Here is a 15,773-nt window from a genome sequence, read left to right as displayed (position 1 = left end):
AGACTCTCTTAAAATATAAAAGAAAAAGTTTTTGTTATCTTTTATGTATATTTTTCGCTATACTTAGGATGGATTATATTTAAAGGAGCTGTAATGAAAATGAATTTTGATTTATCATTAGCCTTGATTTTTCTGATAGGACTAGTACTGATTCCCTTATGGCGGAAAAAACGCATGAAAAGCCGGCTTTTCCCAGTATTCATCTGGACCCTTGGCTGTTTCAGCATTTATCTTCTCTCTTTAGAGATCAAGGATCGAACTTATTTTATTTTAATTCCGCTTTTTTTCTTTTGTCTATTTTTCTTTTTTTATCGAAGAGAAAAAAGACGCTTGATAAATGGATTGCTATTTAATTTCTTTTTAGTCAGCTTCGGCTTGTACTTAGGGCTATTAGCCATCAGCAGCCGCAGTCCATTTTTGATTTTTCTGCTTGCTGGAATTTTTGTCCTACTACTTCTATTGTTATTGGTTGGTATTTATGCACTAATCATCTTTCTTTATTGGAATGCTGTTGTTGTCTGGCGTAAAGAAGGGCACTCGCTAGCTAACCTGCTTACCTTGCTGCTGGCACTTGCGTTGACAGGTTTCCTTATACTCAGCTATGTTTCCGGACGTTACCTGCCTCTATGGGCCGCATCACTATTTTCTATGTTTCCAATGTGCATCGCTTATTTTGCCATCGTTTTTTATAATTTCCTAACTATTTCTGTGCTTTATCAGTTTAACAGACCAAAGTACACTCAGCATTACATTATTGTTTTGGGAGCTGGTCTGCTTAACGGGAAAACCGTCCCACCGCTATTAGGCAAGCGTATTGAAAGAGGCATTCAATTTTATCAAAAGCAAAAGCAAGCGACTGACGTGCCGCCCAAGCTGCTAATGTCAGGCGGTAAAGGAGATGATGAGCATTTGGCTGAAAGTTTAGCCATGAAGCAATACGCTCTAGAAAAGGGCATCCCGGAAGAAGATATTTTAGTTGAAGCCAACTCCAAAAACACCTTGGAAAACATGAAATTCTCTAAAGAAATTATGGAACAGGATTTTGGCGGCACCAGCTATCAGGCAATTTTCACCACAAATAATTACCATCTGTTCCGTGCCGGCCTTTTTGCCAAAGAAGCAAACATAAAAGCTGACGGCATCGGCGCAAAAACGGCTTTTTACTTTTTACCAAATGCTTTTTTAAGAGAATTCATCGCCATTGCAATGATGCGAAAAAGACGCCATCTCATCATTTGCTCACTGATTGTTGCCATGAATATTTTATTTGCAATCATTCAACTGTTGTTTGGCTAATTCAAAAGAAACAGGATAAGGACTTCCAAAAATGGAAAGCTCCTTATCCTGTTTCTTTTGTTGCTACCCTTTTACTCTACCTTTTTCATACTCCTTTTAGCTGCTGTATACTTATGCTACATCAGCTAAACAAAATAACGAATCAAGCAACCAAAGTTTTCAATCAAATAGTCTTTGACATGGAGATACATTTGATTTTTTAACTCTAAAAGAAGCGAAAACTGATTGAATGCATCAAAAACATTGGGCTGTCGATTGAGTGTACCTGCTTATAGAAAAAACATTGTTCTGTCCCCTAAAACACTTTCATTTAACTCTTAACCCCTTTAATAACAGAACGTCGTTGATTCAATAAACATTTGATGTCACTAGACAATTGCAAACTAACGCGAAAATCATGGCAGTCTCCTGCTGTCTATAGCCCTTTAAGAATAACAAGTCTACCAAACTTCAGCTGTTGGTCTGACAGCTGTCTTTTATTCTTAAAACAGGCTAGATGATTTTCTGGTTTGCTGATCCGTATTTCTATAGTAATCATACTCAATCTGTCAATTTAAATCTTATGCAATATGCATAATTCGACGCTTTTTTGTTTTAATACCGTAAAGGCTGATTAACAAAGGCCTATCTTCCAACACTCAAATGCAAATAAGCAGGAAAAAGTTGTTGTTTCGAGCTTCCATTTTTATATAACTGGCCTAAAAGCAAAATAAAGCAGCAGCAGCAAGAACCAGCATACAGCGAGAACCACATATCCGATTACCCGTTTCGTTTGGGAATCTGATGATAATAGGGGTAAATCGCGATGAAAATCAAGAAAATTTGTATACATCATCATCGGAATAATAAAAATCATAAAAAAATCTGTTAAATCAAGAATCTTCTCATAAGTCTCTGCACTACTTGAAAAGATATAAACAATTTGATTAATCGAAACAGCGTAGAACGCAACGGCCAGCACCTTCTTCCACCACTGTCCTGTTCTAAAGCCGGGAACGTATTGGCTAAAAAAGTTCTGTTTCTTTTTTTTATTTGTAGAGAAAACCTGAGCATCGAACCTCTCAGATTCTTGTTTTTTTGGGGGAGCTGATACAGGTTTTGGCAGTTCAAAATCAGTTTTGTTTTGAGTAGAAGCCAGTTGTTCATTTGCTCTCGCTTCAACGGAATCCAATAATTTCAAACTGGTAATTACTGCCGCTCTCATAGCTTCAGCTGTCTGATAACGGTCACTCGGATCAATCCGTACCGCTTTTGAAATGATTTCTTTCAGTAAAGGCTCTTCAGTCAATTTATTTTTAGGATAATCTAAAGTGGCACAGACATTCATTACAACGCCCAAAGAATAGAGGTCACTGCGCTGATCCGTTTCAGCAAACCCAAACTGCTCAGGTGCCGCGAAACCTACAGTTCCCAACTGCACCGTATCTGTATCTTTTTCTCCGCTAATAATCCGAACTGCATCAAAGTCAATCAGTTTAATGGTCTCATCGTTTGTAATCATTATATTTGATGGTTTAATATCTCGATGAATCACGCCATACTTATGCAGCTCTGACAACCCAGCTAAAATATCTCTGGCAAGCTCCAGAATCTGCCTCGTATCCATCTGTTCAGATGAACGAATGCGGTCACTCAAGGTTGTTCCATGGATATACTCCTCGTAAAGAAATAATTGCTTTTCTTCAACAAATACCTCTTCAATTTTAGGTAAGTTGATATGCCTGATTTGCTTCAGTGTCTCTAAGCTTTCTCTCAAAGCTATTGGATATTGTTTTTTTACCCAGAACTGCTGATTTTTTTCACTTCGTACCAGTACAGGACCATTCTCCTTAGCCGTTAACTCCTCGATATGTCGATACCCATTCAACGAACGCTTTTCTGTCCACTCATTTTCCATTTATCGCTAACCCCATTTTGCTCAATTTTACAGGATAATAAAAAAAACACAGGAAGATATTTTATCTTTCTCTAAGTCATTGTATACTATTTTTATACCATTTTAAAGGAGCAGAAAATGAAAGAAAAAGAAACACATCAATTATTGAATTCTTTAAAACAAGCTGAAAGTTTTAAAACCGCAATTTCTGAAACAAAACCTCATACAATTGAATACAATATAGAGCAGCAGCTTTCTGACTGGTTGAATAAAAAAAAACTTTCTAAAAGCTCTGTGCTAAGAAAAGCCGGGATTGCCGAAGCTACTGGTTATCAGTACTTTGATGGAAAGCGAAAGCCGCCTAGAGAGCGTCTGATTGCTCTGGGAATCGGTATGACACTGACTTTAGATGAGCTGAATGAGTTGCTGAAAAAAACCGGTTTTGCTCAGCTTTATCCTAAAAACAGCTGGGATGCTGTGGTTATTTATGGCATTATTCAGCAATTAACTATCCCGGAAATTGATGATCTTTTGTATCAGGAGAGCCTGAAAACATTTACTGATTGATTTGTTGCCAGCCCATCTACATGCTACTCTTCAGATTATGAGCAAAAACTTTTCTGTTATTTCCGCTAAGGATTGTGCATACAATTAATCAAAAAAACTGGATTATAGAAAAATTAGTTAGTATATTTGGTGGTCGTTTTAGGAAGAACAATAAAATATAACTAACAAAAAAAAGAAACCTATCCTTTGATTTTATCAGTTTCTTTTTTTGAATTTTATAGTAAAAAACCAGGCTTGGCCAGCCCGGTTTTTCTGTGTGACAAAATATATGATATGCTTAAATATGGATTGGCAAACCTAAAGCCAATTCAGAAGCATCCATAACAATTTCCCCTAGAGAAGGGTGTGGATGGATAGTCAATGCAATGTCTTCCGCATTCATCCCTGATTCAATAGCTAGCGCCATTTCAGAGATCATATCACTTGCGCCTACACCAGCAATTTGAGCACCGATAATCACGTTATCTTCAACAGTCGTTACCAGACGGACAAAGCCTTCTGTTTTGCCTAATGAGATAGCGCGGCCGTTACCGGCGAACGGGAATTTATAGCCTTTGGCTTCAATTCCAGCTTCTTTTGCTTCTGCAACAGTCATCCCAACAGATGCTAACTCAGGATCTGTAAAGGCTACTGCCGGCATTGCTTTATAATCAACAGCTACTTTTTTGCCAGAAATGGCTTCTGCTGCGATTTTTGCTTCATAGCTAGCTTTATGAGCTAGAGCGGCTCCTGGAACGATATCTCCGATTGCAAAGATATTCGATACATTTGTACGTCCTTGATTGTCTACTTTGATTAAGCCGCGCTCACCAAGCTCAACACCTGCTTGTTCAAGTCCTAAATCATCTGTATTCGCACGACGACCTACCGTAACCATCACATAATCCGCAGTTACTTCTTCTTGTTTACCATCTACTTCGTATTTAACAGTTACGCTGTCACCGTTATCGACTGCTTCTTTTGCCATAGCAGAAGTGACAATCTTCACACCTTTTTTGGCAAAATCATCGACAACAAGCTTCACCATATCTTTTTCATAAGTTGGTAAAATTGAAGGAGTTCCTTCAATAATCGTTACTTCAGAACCAAGATTAGCATAAGCGCCACCCAGTTCTGCGCCAATAACACCGCCGCCGATAATTACAAACTTTTCAGGTACTTCCTTTAAGTTTAATCCGCCTGTTGAATCCAGAACACGTCCGCCGAACTTAAATCCTGGAATTTCAATTGGGCGAGAGCCAGTTGCAACAATTGCATTATTGAATGAGTATGTTTGTGCAGAATCCGGATGAATAACACGAAGTGTATGATCATCTACAAAAAATGCTTCTCCTTCAATAATTTCTACTTTGTGCTTTTTCAAAAGCATGCCTACACCGGAAGTTAATGTATTAACAACTTTGTTATCTTTCCATTCCTGTGTTTTCCCGAAATCTAATGAAACATTTTCAGTCGTTACACCAAACAAAGTTGAATCCAGTGATTCTTGATAATGATGACCAGCAGCGATTAGCGCTTTAGAAGGAATACATCCTACATTCAGACAAACTCCGCCGATAAATTCGCGTTCAATAATCGCGACCTTCTGTCCCATTTCGGCAGCACGGATGGCAGCTACATAGCCGCCAGGTCCCGCACCGATTACAACTGTATCTAATTCAATGGCAAAATCTCCTACTACCATTTGTCAATCATCCTTCCATCAATAATAATTCTGGATCAGCTAGTAAACGTTTGATGTTGTTCATTGCTTTTTGAGCAGTTGCACCGTCAACAATACGGTGGTCGAAACTCATTGAAAGTTTCATCATGCGACCTACAACAATTTCACCATCCGCATTTACTACTGGTTGTTGAGCAATTGTTCCTACACCTAAAATAGCGACTTCAGGGTAGTTGATAACTGGTGTAAACCAGCCGCCGCCAACTGAACCAATATTGCTGATTGTGATAGTTCCATCACGCATGTCCTGAGCAGCTAATTTTCCTTCTACTGCCAGACCGGCTTTTTCATTAATCTCATCAGCAATAGCAAACATACTCTTTGTGTTCGCATTTTTAACATTAGGAACGTACAGACCATGATCCGTATCTGTTGCAATCCCAATATTAAAGTAATTTTTATAAACGATTTCCTGTTTTGCATCATCAATTGAGGCATTTAACACAGGGAATTTTTGAACAGTTGCTGTCAATGCTTTAACAACATATGGCAAGAATGTTAATTTTGTACCATTTTCTGCAGCAACATCTTTGAATTTCTTACGATGATCCCATAGCTTGGATACTTCTACTTCATCATGCAGGGTCACATGCGGAGCTGTATGTTTGCTGTTTACCATTGCTTTCGCAATCGCTTTACGTGTTGGTGTCATTGCTTCACGTGTTTCCAATTCACCCAGGCTTGAAGTAAATGTCTGTGCCGGCTTAACTGGTGCAGCTGCCGTTGTTTCTGCAGATGTAGAAGCTGTATCCTTCGCTGGTGCAGTAGTTTCTGCAGCCGATACTGAACCACCATTAGTTAAGAAGCTGTCAATATCTTCTTTAACGACACGTCCACCTTTACCAGTTGCTGATACCTGAGTGATATCTACATCTTTTTCACGAGCATATTGACGTACTGACGGCATTGCTAAGACCCGCTTGTTTGGATCAGCTGCTGCAACAACTCCAGTCGATTCAGTAGCTGGCGCACTCGCTGCTTCTGTTTTCGCAGGTGCTGCTGATGCTGCACTACTTGAAGGAGCTGAATTATGTCCTGGTGCATCGATTTCAACCAGTACATCACCAACATTTGCTACAGTACCTTCTGATACAACAATTTTCTTCACAGTCCCAGTCACTGGCGACGGAATTTCTTCCACTGATTTATCATTTTGCACTTCTAAAAGGGTATCGTCTTCATTAATTGTATCGCCTTCTTTGACGAACCATTTTACGATTTCGCCTTCTGCAATTCCTTCACCAATATCTGGTAATTTGAATTGGAAAACCCCTGTATTGGAATCAGCAGCTGCTGTTGGGGTCGCTGCGGGCTGTGCAGGTGTTTGCTCTTGAGCCGCAACCCCGCTGTCGCCTTCATTGTCTTCATGTCCTGGTGCATCAATTTCAACCAGTACATCACCAACATTTGCTACAGTACCTTCTGATACAACAATATTCTTTACTGTCCCAGTCACTGGAGATGGAATTTCTTCCACTGATTTATCGTTCTGCACTTCTAAAAGTGTATCATCTTCATTAATTGTATCGCCGACTTTAACGAACCATTTTACGATTTCGCCTTCTGCGATTCCTTCACCGATATCCGGTAGTTTAAATTGATAAGCCATCGTTTCTTTCTTCCCTTCTTTACTTATTAAAATTCAGCGATTTCCTTCACTTTTGCTTCGATATCAGAAGCGTTAGGCAACCAAATATTTTCCGCTTGACCAAATGGGAAGATGGTATCTGGTGCTGATACACGGCCAATTGGTGCTTGTAGTGAAAGAATAGATCTTTCTGAAATTTCTGAAACCACTTGGGCAGCAACGCCCGCTTGTTTTTGAGCTTCCTGAACAACAACCACACGTCCAGTTTTTTCAACCGAAGCAATAATTGTTTCGATATCAAGTGGAGCGACTGTGCGCAAATCGATGATTTCTACAGAAATATTTTCCTTTTCAAGATTTTCTGCAGCTTTAATTGCTTCACGAACCATTGCACCATAAGTGATAATTGACACATCTGTTCCTTTACGGGTAACAGCTGCTTTGTCTAAAGGTACTTCGTAAGCTTCGTCCGGCACTTCCTCACGGAATGAACGATACAATTTCATATGCTCTAAAAATACAACAGGGTCATTACTTCTAATAGAAGAAATCAACAAGCCTTTGGCATCATAAGGGTTAGATGGGATAACCACGCGCAAGCCTGGAGATTGAGCCATCAAACCTTCTAAATTATCCGAATGAAGTTCAGGTGTATGAACGCCGCCGCCAAATGGAGAACGAATTGTTACTGGAATATTTCTTGTGCTGCTCATACGGTAACGAGTACGTGCCATTTGAGCCACTACTGCATCCATTGTTTCAAAGATAAAACCGAAAAACTGAATTTCAGGAACTGGACGGTATCCTTCTAAAGCTAGTCCAAATGCCAATCCGCCAATACCGGACTCAGCCAAAGGAGTATCGAATACACGATCTTCGCCAAACTTTTCTTGTAAGCCTTCTGTTGCACGGAATACACCGCCGTTTTTACCAACATCTTCACCAAAAACCAATACATTTTCGTCGTTCTCCAGCTCAAGAGCTAGAGCATCAGTAATAGCTTGAATCATTGTTTTTTGTGCCATGATTATTTCGACTCCTTTGCTTCGTAAATTGCAATTTGTTCTTTAATACTTTGTGGTTGAACTTCAAACATGTTTTTCAGGAAGTGAGAAACTTTTTGTTTGCCAACTTTATCAGCTTCTGCAATTGCAGTTTTAATTTGTTCTTTTGTTTCTTCAATAATTTGTTCTTCTTTTTCTTCAGACCACAAACCCTTTTCAGTTAAGTAGTTACGGAAACGAATCAACGGATCTTTTGCTTGCCATTCGCCGTCCATTTCTTTTGAACGGTAACGAGTTGGATCATCACCAGACAATGTATGCGGACCATAACGGTAAGTTAGTGTTTCAATCAATACTGGACCATTTCCTTCTGCTGCCCAGTCGCGCGCTTCTTTAGCTACAGCATAAACAGCCAATGGATCCATACCATCTACTTGAATCCCTGGAATTCCAGCCGCTACAGCTTTTTGTGCTAGTGTTTTAGCAGCAGTCTGCTTCTCACGAGGAGTGGAAATTGCAAAACCATTATTTTGAATAATGAATACACCATTTGCTTGATAAGCGCCAGCAAAGTTAATTGCTTCATAGAAGTCCCCTTGAGAAGAACCACCGTCGCCAGTATATGTGAAGACAACGTTTTTCTTTCCGCGTTTCTTCATACCAAGAGCAACACCTGCTGCTTGGATATATTGCGCTCCAATGATAATTTGTGGAGGCATTGCATGTAAATCTTCAGCATACATATTCCCGCCAGCATGTCCTCTTGACCATAGAAATGCTTCTTTCAAAGGAAGACCATGTTGTACAAGTTGAGGCACATCGCGATAACCTGGTAACAAATAATCTTCTTTTTCCATCGCAAAATGACTTGCCAGCTGACTTGCTTCCTGTCCAGCAGTTGGAGCATAAAAGCCCAAACGTCCTTGGCGGTTCAACGCAGTTGAGCGTTGATCAAGTACACGGGACCAAACCATACGTGTCATCAATTCTACTAGTTCTTCATCGGATAAATCTGGTACTAAATCTTTGTTTACTACTTTCCCCTCTTGATCCAATACTTGATAAGTTGGGAACTCTGCGTTGACTTCGTCCATTAATTGGTTGAAATCAATAGGTTTTTGCTTCTTTGCCATTTTGTCACACAATCCTCTCTATTAACGATTCTTATTATTTCGAAAAAATGAAACAGCGATTTAAACTGTATCACTTTATCGGCTACATATACAAATTATCATTAATCAATGAAAAGAGCAAGTAAAATATTCTATTTTCCAGGAAAAAAGACTTAGCCTTAAAAAGACTGATAAAACAGCGATTAGTGATAAAAATCACAAGCAAGAAAACGTTTCATTCTGTTCCTTAGCTGTTTTTGCTTTATTTCAACTGCTGTTACAGTATTTACATCAAAAAAATATAACAGTTCATTAATTGTAGTAATTATCTACACTTATTCTACTTGCTCACTTATTAACTTTCCAATCATAACCATTGAAAAATGATTAGAAAACAAAATAGTCGTATCCTTCAATTTAACTTTTGTCAAAAGGAGTTTAAAGAATTTAAATAAAGCTCTCATGCTTTAAAAAATCCCTTTTCAAAAAAAAATTCCTATTATTGTTATTCCCTAAAAGAGCTTTATGTATTTTCATTTCAATAGCTATCATCTTTTAAAATTGTAAGCAATACCTACATATTAATGATACGGGAAATAATTAAAAATGTGAAACAATATGTATTATATTAATTACTAGTCACTTTATAAAAAAAGATTCCGACAAAAGTCGAAATCCTTTTTAAATTATTCGCTGTTAAATCCATTCCTTTGTCAAACGAATATATAGTCTTTTCGCAAATTCCACAGTAATTAAGTATAGCAAAATAATGACGATAAACCAGCCCCAGTAAGTACCTGGCAGAGCAGTGAAATCAAAAACAGCTTTAAGGGGACTTAATACTAAGCCGATTCCCAGTATAATGGCAGCCAAGCTTGTCATTATAACAGGTGCTGATGCAATACTTTGAATAAACGGCAGCTTTCTTGTACGAACCATATGAACCACTAAAGTTTGGCTTACCAAGCCAACTACAAACCATCCTGTTTGGAATAAACTTTGACTAGCTACCGTATTAGCACTGAAAACAAACCACATAACCAAGTAGGTCATAATATCAAAAATACTGCTGACAGGACCAATACATAATGTAAATTTGGCTAAACTGTTAATTTCCCAGCGAACAGGTTTCACCAGTTCTTCCTCATCAACATTGTCCCACGGAATTGTCAACTGAGCGACATCGTAAATCAGATTTTGAATCAGCAGTTGAATGGATAACATAGGTAGAAATGGCAGAAATGCACTGGCTACTAAAATGGAAAAAACATTTCCAAAATTTGAACTAATGGTAATCTTGATATATTTCATCATGTTGCTGAAAACCTTACGTCCTTCAATTACACCTGATTCAAGTACATTGAGGCTCTTTTCAAGCAGGATTATTGAACTGGCATCCTTTGTAATATCAGCTGCTGTATCTACTGAAATACCTACATCTGCTTTTCTCAGAGCTGGGGCATCGTTTATGCCATCTCCCATAAATCCTACAGTATGACCATTCTTTTGCAGCGCTTCAATCAGTCGTGATTTTTGCATAGGATTCAGCTTCGCAAATAGATTCGTCTTTTCGACTTCCTCCGCCAGTTGTTCCTCTGACAGTTCATCAAGCTCTGTACCTAAAACAACATGAGAAACCTCAATGCCTACATCACTACACACTTTCTTTGCGACAATATCATTGTCTCCTGTCAATACCTTCACATTTACACCATGCTCATGGAGAGAGCGGATTGCAGTAATAGCAGATTTTTTGGCTGGATCTAAAAATCCCATAAACCCAATCAATGTCATATTCTGTTCATCTTCTGTATTATAAATTGGTTCACTATGAACATCTTTTTTCACAGCAACAGCAATCACACGCATTCCCTGCTCATTCATCCGCCGGTTGACAACCCGCATATTTTGCCGCAGTTCTTCGGTTAATGCTACAACCTCTCCGTTAATCTCAGCATGTGTACACACTGCTTCCATCTCTTCCACAGCGCCTTTGGTCACCATAATTTGATGGCCATCACCATTCACAACTACAGTCAGCCTTCTTCTTGAAAAATCAAAAGGAATTTCATCCAGCTTTGTGACTGATTGAAATGGGGCCTGGCGGTTGTTTTCTTCATAGTAGTTGATTACAGCAATATCCATAAGGTTTTTCCAACCAGTCTGATAATGAGAGTTCAGGAACGCCATATCCAGTACCTGCTCATTCTCATCACCTAACGGATCCAGGTGTTGAACCAGAACAACTCGATCTTCTGTGATTGTTCCAGTTTTGTCTGTACACAAAACATCCATACTACCAAGATTTTGAATAGATGGTAATTCCTTTACGATTACTTTATGCTTAGACAAGCTAAGGGCTCCTTTGGCCAAATTGCTGGTTACAATCATCGGCAGCATTTCAGGCGTTAACCCTACTGCAACAGCGATTGCAAAGAAGAAGGCTTCTCCCCACTCGCCTTTTGTTAAACCATTAATCAAAAAGACGATTGGAAATAGTACAACAACCATCCGCAGCAGAAACTTGCTAACTTTAGTCAAACCAATGTCAAAGGAGGTTTTCCCTCTTTGCGTTGTTGCATTTTTAGCAATATCTCCAAAAAATGTCCGCTGCCCTGTTTTTAAAATAATTGCTTTTCCCTGACCACTCAACACATCAGTTCCCATAAAAATCAAATCCTGCATGTCTAATGCGGAAACCTCTTGTTGGTCTGTTGTAATCCCTGCCTCAACAAATTTTTCTACCGGCATTGATTCTCCTGTTAAAGAAGACTGGTTCACAAACAAATCCTTTGTCCAAAACAAAACTGCATCCGCTGGAATCATATCCCCGGTTGCTAAAGTCACAATGTCTCCTGGCACCACTTCATCCATAGGAATTTCTTTCGTTTCTCCATCCCGAGTAACAGCCGTTGTATTTTCAATCAGTTCTTTCAATGCCAAACTTGCTTTTTGAGAACGATATTCTTGCACAAACGTGATAACAACACTAGCTAGAATCATTAGGCCCATCACAATTGCCGCTTCATAATCGCCTGTTACAGCGGATACAACCATCAATAGTGCTAGTACAAAAACAAAAGGATCTTTGAAAGCCTCTAAAAACATCAGCAGTGCAGGCGTTGGCTTTTGTGCTGATACTTCATTAGGACCAAATTCTTCTAAACGCTGCTCTGCATCCTCTGTAGAAAGCCCTCTTTCTGATGTCCGCAGTTCCATCATCAATTCCCGTTCTGATAATAATGCCAGTTTTTTTAGTTCTTGCTCTTTTGTTTCTTTTTTAAAATCTGTTAATTTTTTATTCATCATTATCTTTTCCCCCGATTATTCTGCCTAACCGGAAAAGAAAAGTTCTATCCGATCAGACAAAGATTATTGTTCATTCGCCTCTGATGTGGGTCTTCCATGATAATCTTCCTCTCTGTCTTTCCCTTTATTTTAAGTATTGAATAATTCCTGCATGCTCCTGTTCACAGCCTTGTCTGATTTAAGCGATACTTCGCTCTCTTTATTCGCCAAGTACTTTTCATCATCTGCTCTGTAGACAATCGCAGTGATTCAAACAGATGTCACAACGCTCTTTTTCTCTCGCCTTGTACTATTTAACATCTGATTGCTAGCAATCCGTGTTAACTTAAAAGGATACTTCGCTCTCTTCGTTCGCCAAGTACTTTTCATCATCTGCTCTGTAGACAATTGCAGTGATTCAAAGCAAAACGCACACTCAACAATAGAGTGTGCGTTAAAATAGCAACTTAAATAATAGTTTCTCTATCGTTGAGCTTTAGCACTATAGGGCGTAGATAATTTCTTATCAGCTACGTTATGAATAACCTTCACGATTATTCCTGTTCAACCAACTAAGAGTCTCTCGATTCTTTCGCGGCAGCAGCCTGTGTCCATATAGGAGCCTCACCTAACAATTCATATTCAATTCTATAACCAAAATCATAATAAAGCATTATCTGATAAAAGTCAAAACAAACCAATCGTTATTTTATTTTTTTGCGTTATTCTAAAGAACGCAGAGTGAATATTCTCACAGCGCTATAAACAAATCTAGAATTAACAATTGTGTTGCCTTTCTCAAAAAAGAACTTGAAAGAAAAATCAGATATTCTCTGTTTTTCATTTCAAGTTCTATGATTGTATTCACTTTTTATCTTACGAGGAATTATTTGATAGAAAACCAATCATCTTGTTTGGTACTATATTTTTTAAATTATTCGCTGATTTTTACTTCGGACTCTTTCATTTCTTCTAGATATTTATAAACCTGTTGTCCAGCAATTCCGCCTTCACCAACAGCTGTTGTAATCTGTCTCAATGTCTTTTCACGAACATCGCCAATCGCATAAACACCTGGAATTGCTGTTCTCATTTCCTGATCAGTAATGATCCAGCCTTCTTCATTTGTAATGCCGCTTGAACGGAAAGGCTCAGCTAGCGGATCCAATCCTACATAGATAAAGACGCCATCTGCCGCTGTTTCTTTCACTTCATTCGTTTTCACATTTCTCAACTGAACCCCTGTCACAGCCATGTCATTTCCGATAATCTCTTCTAAAACAGAATTCCACTCAAAATTGATTTTTTCATTGGCAAATGCACGATCTTGAATGATTTTCTGAGCACGCAATTCATCTCTACGATGAACAATAGTTACTTCAGAAGCAAACTGAGTCAGATACACCGCTTCTTCAACTGCTGAATCTCCACCACCAATGACCATCAAGTGTTTGTTTCTGAAAAATGCACCATCACATACGGCACAGTAAGAAACACCCCGTCCAGCATATTCTTCTTCACCAGCTACACCCAATTTTCTATGCACACAGCCGGTAGCAATAATCACTGTTTTGCCTTCATATGTAGTATCTTCACAAATAATTTCTTTGTAATCTCCATGATCCTTAATATCTAAAACCATGCCGTAGACATTTTTTGTTCCAAATTTTTCTACACTATCATACATTTTCAACGAAAGATCCGGCCCCATAATTGAATCAAACCCAGGATAGTTCTCTATTTCTGCGGTATTATTCATTTGTCCTCCTGGTACGCCGCGTTCAATCATCAAAACAGACAGATTGGAACGAGAAGCATAAAGTGCAGCAGTCATTCCTGCTGGTCCTGCACCAATCACAATCACATCATACATAAGTCATTCTCCTTTTCTCTCTTATCAAGAACTGTTATTTTCAAAGTGGAACAGCTGTTTCTGTTTTAAGACAACAAAAGCATTTCTGTCCTCCGAAGAAAAAAACAAGAATAAATGTTCTCTTTTTTCAAGTATATTTACTTTACAACCTAAACCTTTGATTGTCTATTTATCTGCCTAAGCAGACACCTTTATCATAATAACACAATCTCTTTAAAAGATTGACTGTAATTTCCATTTCTTTGCTCTTGTTCAATCAGAAGCTTTAATAACACTCCAGCCGTTGTTCATATTCGTATACTTCCTGCCCGTTAATTTTTGTTACAGTCATCATTTTTTTAGGATAATTAGAGACTTTAATCTTTTCATCAAGAAGAGAACTCCCTTGTTCCATTTGAAGACTTTTCACATCTGCTGTATCATAGATTTTTTTAAGCAGCGGCTTGATTTCAAACGAACTATGTTCGCTGCAGCGAACACCAACCAAGACCATATTATGCTGATCTGTAAAACCAAGATGTAAGTCAAAGAATAGAAGCTCATGCTGATTAGATACTGAATGGAGAATTACTGCTTCCCCTTGACCACTAATAATTTGGTCATATTTCGCTGCCATCCAATCATCATCCCAGTTAATATGCAGCAATTTACATACCTTAGAAAATTTTTCATCATAAAGAATATCGAAGATAGATAGCATAAAAATGAAATCTGTATACATACAGTATAGCTCCTTTATTTTTTTTATTCCAAAACAATTTTATCATTCGATATCTTTTGAAACAATAACGCTAAGTGTAGTTTAGTCAAAAAACTTTCTTATCTCTAGCTTACGCCTCTTACCTTCTAGCTTCCCATTCTGCTTTAGTCAGCAAATATTCATAGGAGGGAAAAGTCTGGTTAAGAGATTTTGAAACAAATTCACCTTCCTGATCAAACTGAAAGCCGCATTTTTCAATTAGTTTTTTTGAAGGGCGATTTACTTGGAAACAACAGGCATAGATCTTAACAATCCCCTGATTAAATAAATAAGGAAGAAAGTTTTCGATAACCTCTGCCATAATGCCTTGACCCTGATAGCCAGGATGCAGCACAAATCCCAGCTCTTTAGTATCTGTTCTCCCATCTACAGAGTCCTCATGTGCAGTAATATGCCCGATTACTTTAGTACTTTCGTTCAGAACAATAGCAAAAGTAAACCCACTTTTCAAAAACCGCCACAGCATCCTTTCAGCTTCTGACAGACTTTCATGATATTTCCAGCCTGCTTGTTCGCCCAATCCGCTAATTCTGCTATATGCATATAGATCAGCCAAATCCAAAGAGTCAAACGGTCTCAGAGTTGTTCGCTTGGTAAAAATCATCTTTTCTCCCCCTTTCATTTATACAGAAAACCGGCACTGAAAGTAGACCATGTAATGACTTTTCAGCACCAGTATTTTTTCT

At 38.4% G+C, this 15,773-nt stretch carries 11 protein-coding genes and 1 riboswitch; of the genes, 2 read left to right on the top strand and 9 right to left on the bottom strand.

All coding sequences use genetic code 11. From position 1 onward, the window contains the following. The first annotated feature begins 93 nt into the window (after window positions 1-93). Entirely contained in the window at window positions 94-1,296 is a 1,203-nt protein-coding gene (locus tag ACYSNQ_RS08175) for a YdcF family protein (RefSeq protein WP_426082419.1), read from the top strand. A 685-nt stretch (window positions 1,297-1,981) separates the two neighbouring features. Here the strand turns inward: ACYSNQ_RS08175 and ACYSNQ_RS08170 are convergent. After that, window positions 1,982-3,193 carry a serine/threonine protein kinase gene (locus tag ACYSNQ_RS08170; protein WP_426082418.1) on the bottom strand — a complete coding sequence of 404 codons (1,212 nt, stop codon included), beginning with the start codon at window positions 3,191-3,193 and terminating at the stop codon, window positions 1,982-1,984. Between the two features lie 117 nt (window positions 3,194-3,310). On the opposite strand from ACYSNQ_RS08170, the gene ACYSNQ_RS08165 reads away from it, so the two are divergent. After that, window positions 3,311-3,739 (top strand): XRE family transcriptional regulator, encoded by a 429-nt coding sequence (locus ACYSNQ_RS08165; protein ID WP_426082417.1) that lies wholly within the window; start codon window positions 3,311-3,313, stop codon window positions 3,737-3,739. A 277-nt stretch (window positions 3,740-4,016) separates the two neighbouring features. On the opposite strand, the gene lpdA is transcribed toward ACYSNQ_RS08165, so the two are convergent. The 8 genes from lpdA to ACYSNQ_RS08125 form a co-directional block, all read right to left on the bottom strand. Continuing rightward, a complete protein-coding gene (gene lpdA, locus ACYSNQ_RS08160) occupies window positions 4,017-5,423 on the bottom strand; it encodes a dihydrolipoyl dehydrogenase (protein ID WP_426082416.1) in 1,407 nt (468 codons plus the stop codon). 7 nt (window positions 5,424-5,430) lie between these two features. Beyond that, on the bottom strand, window positions 5,431-7,071 hold the full coding sequence (locus ACYSNQ_RS08155) for a dihydrolipoyllysine-residue acetyltransferase (protein WP_426082414.1): 1,641 nt from the start codon (window positions 7,069-7,071) through the stop codon (window positions 5,431-5,433). A 26-nt stretch (window positions 7,072-7,097) separates the two neighbouring features. Next, the gene (locus ACYSNQ_RS08150; protein WP_426082413.1) at window positions 7,098-8,075 is read right to left on the bottom strand and encodes an alpha-ketoacid dehydrogenase subunit beta; all 978 of its coding nucleotides are present in this window, start codon (window positions 8,073-8,075) and stop codon (window positions 7,098-7,100) included. A gap of 2 nt (window positions 8,076-8,077) precedes the next feature. After that, window positions 8,078-9,187: a pyruvate dehydrogenase (acetyl-transferring) E1 component subunit alpha gene (gene pdhA / locus ACYSNQ_RS08145; protein ID WP_426082412.1), complete on the bottom strand. Its 1,110-nt coding sequence runs from the start codon at window positions 9,185-9,187 to the stop codon at window positions 8,078-8,080. A 675-nt stretch (window positions 9,188-9,862) separates the two neighbouring features. After that, complete coding sequence (gene mgtA, locus ACYSNQ_RS08140) at window positions 9,863-12,475, bottom strand: magnesium-translocating P-type ATPase (RefSeq protein ID WP_426082411.1); 2,613 nt, start codon at window positions 12,473-12,475, stop codon at window positions 9,863-9,865. Between the two features lie 453 nt (window positions 12,476-12,928). Continuing rightward, window positions 12,929-13,097: riboswitch (M-box (ykoK) riboswitch) on the bottom strand. Window positions 13,098-13,388: 291 nt separating this feature from the next. Then, the gene (gene trxB / locus ACYSNQ_RS08135; RefSeq protein WP_426082410.1) at window positions 13,389-14,327 is read right to left on the bottom strand and encodes a thioredoxin-disulfide reductase; all 939 of its coding nucleotides are present in this window, start codon (window positions 14,325-14,327) and stop codon (window positions 13,389-13,391) included. Between the two features lie 265 nt (window positions 14,328-14,592). Further along, window positions 14,593-15,048, bottom strand: coding sequence for a hypothetical protein (locus ACYSNQ_RS08130; protein WP_426082409.1), 456 nt, complete (start codon window positions 15,046-15,048; stop codon window positions 14,593-14,595). A 118-nt stretch (window positions 15,049-15,166) separates the two neighbouring features. Continuing rightward, window positions 15,167-15,691: a GNAT family N-acetyltransferase gene (locus tag ACYSNQ_RS08125; protein ID WP_426082408.1), complete on the bottom strand. Its 525-nt coding sequence runs from the start codon at window positions 15,689-15,691 to the stop codon at window positions 15,167-15,169. Between the last annotated feature and the right edge of the window lie 82 nt (window positions 15,692-15,773).

The organism is Enterococcus sp. LJL51 (genome assembly GCF_054871795.1).
This window is presented reverse-complemented; position numbering and strand designations above follow the sequence as displayed.

What these genes read in the sequence shown, in the direction of transcription:
- mgtA (WP_426082411.1), bottom strand. Translation starts at nt 12,475, where the DNA reads ATGATGAATAAAAAATTAACAGATTTTAAAAAAGAAACAAAAGAGCAA.
- ACYSNQ_RS08165 (WP_426082417.1), top strand. Translation starts at nt 3,311, where the DNA reads ATGAAAGAAAAAGAAACACATCAATTATTGAATTCTTTAAAACAAGCT.
- pdhA (WP_426082412.1), bottom strand. Translation starts at nt 9,187, where the DNA reads ATGGCAAAGAAGCAAAAACCTATTGATTTCAACCAATTAATGGACGAA.
- ACYSNQ_RS08150 (WP_426082413.1), bottom strand. Translation starts at nt 8,075, where the DNA reads ATGGCACAAAAAACAATGATTCAAGCTATTACTGATGCTCTAGCTCTT.
- ACYSNQ_RS08130 (WP_426082409.1), bottom strand. Translation starts at nt 15,048, where the DNA reads ATGTATACAGATTTCATTTTTATGCTATCTATCTTCGATATTCTTTAT.
- lpdA (WP_426082416.1), bottom strand. Translation starts at nt 5,423, where the DNA reads ATGGTAGTAGGAGATTTTGCCATTGAATTAGATACAGTTGTAATCGGT.
- ACYSNQ_RS08125 (WP_426082408.1), bottom strand. Translation starts at nt 15,691, where the DNA reads ATGATTTTTACCAAGCGAACAACTCTGAGACCGTTTGACTCTTTGGAT.
- trxB (WP_426082410.1), bottom strand. Translation starts at nt 14,327, where the DNA reads ATGTATGATGTGATTGTGATTGGTGCAGGACCAGCAGGAATGACTGCT.
- ACYSNQ_RS08170 (WP_426082418.1), bottom strand. Translation starts at nt 3,193, where the DNA reads ATGGAAAATGAGTGGACAGAAAAGCGTTCGTTGAATGGGTATCGACAT.
- ACYSNQ_RS08155 (WP_426082414.1), bottom strand. Translation starts at nt 7,071, where the DNA reads ATGGCTTATCAATTTAAACTACCGGATATCGGTGAAGGAATCGCAGAA.
- ACYSNQ_RS08175 (WP_426082419.1), top strand. Translation starts at nt 94, where the DNA reads ATGAAAATGAATTTTGATTTATCATTAGCCTTGATTTTTCTGATAGGA.